At 68.4% G+C, this 659-nt stretch carries 1 protein-coding gene and 1 pseudogene; both read right to left on the bottom strand.

Features of this window, described 5'->3' with window-relative positions; genetic code table 11:
* Nucleotides 1-77, bottom strand: a pseudogene (locus tag PI86_RS17250) (chemoreceptor glutamine deamidase CheD); the annotation flags it as partial.
* The coding region (locus PI86_RS15470; protein WP_039324344.1) for a CheR family methyltransferase at nucleotides 74-659 on the bottom strand (586 nt) is incomplete at its 5' end. The pseudogene PI86_RS17250 and the gene PI86_RS15470, both read right to left, overlap by 4 nt.

Here is a 659-nt window from a genome sequence, read left to right as displayed (position 1 = left end):
TTCGGCAGCAGCTTCACGCCGGGGCGTTCGAAGTGGTTGTCGAAGTAGCGATTGGTCGCGATCGGCAGAGCGCTCATCCGCGTTCTCCGTAAGCAGGTGCGGCACGTGCGGGGACGCGCGGCGGCACCGCTGCCGCCGTGGCCGCGGCGCGCGGGCGCGTGCCCTGCGCGGCATCGCGCGTCAGTTCGTACACGGTCTGGCCGCGCAGCCGGAACGCCTGCGAGACGTACGTGAAATTCTCGGAGTGCCCGGCGAACAGCAGCCCGCCCGGCTTCACGAGCGGCTCGAAGCGCGCCAGCACCTGCCCCTGCGTCGGCTTGTCGAAATAGATCATCACGTTGCGGCAGAAGATCGCGTCGAACGGCTTCGCGATCCCGTAGTCGGCATCGGTCAGGTTCAGCTGCTCGAAGCGGATCATCGCGCGCAGCTCCGGGCGGACCTTCACGCGGCCGGCCTGTGCGCCGGTGCCCTTCAGGAAGAAGCGCTTGAGCCGCTCCGGCGCCAGGTGCTTGACCTGGTCGTACGTATAGATACCGGCCTCGGCCTTCGCGAGCACCTGCGTGTCGAGGTCGGTCGCAAGAATCGATGCGCCGCGCGCGGCCGATTCGCCGAGCGCCTCGATCAGCGTGATCGCGATCGAGTACGGCTCCTCGCCCGTC

This window comes from Burkholderia sp. A9 (genome assembly GCF_000801975.1).
The sequence above is the reverse complement of the archived record's forward strand: the minus strand, read 5'-3'. Positions and strand labels throughout refer to the sequence as shown.